We start from the raw sequence: 452 nt of genomic DNA on the forward strand, positions 1-452 counted from the left end.
TAAGTGGAGCATTCAATGAAAGCGACATCTATTGTTGAATTTGTTAGAGATACCTACAAAACGGACGAATTCATTCCGCTGCACGCACCAACGTTTAATGGCAACGAAAAAGCCTACGTAATGGAAACGATTGACAGTACCTTTGTTTCTAGCGTTGGCAAGTTTGTTGATGATTTTGAGCGAAAGATTGAAGCGTATACTGGTACAGCTAAAGCAGTAGCAACCGTCAATGGTACAGCGGCATTGCATGCGGCTTTATACATGGCTGATGTTCAACGAGGCGACCTCGTTATAACACAAGCTCTGACATTCGTTGCGACTTGTAATGCACTGTATCACATGGGCGCCGAGCCGATTTTTGTGGATGTTTCTCCAGTAAGTTTGGGCCTTTGCCCTAAAGCGGTGGATGCATTCTTAAGTGAGAATGCCGAAATAACCGAAGCGGGTTGCAT

1 protein-coding gene is annotated in these 452 nt (G+C 44.7%); it reads left to right on the forward strand.

Features of this window, described 5'->3' with window-relative positions:
- Nucleotides 1-15: 15 nt before the first annotated feature.
- The coding region (locus AB4486_RS23100) for a DegT/DnrJ/EryC1/StrS family aminotransferase (RefSeq protein ID WP_372118845.1) at nt 16-452 on the forward strand (437 nt) is incomplete at its 3' end.

Origin of the sequence: Vibrio sp. 10N.222.55.C6 (assembly GCF_041473395.1) — a bacterium.
Lineage (GTDB): Bacteria > Pseudomonadota > Gammaproteobacteria > Enterobacterales > Vibrionaceae > Vibrio > Vibrio crassostreae_C.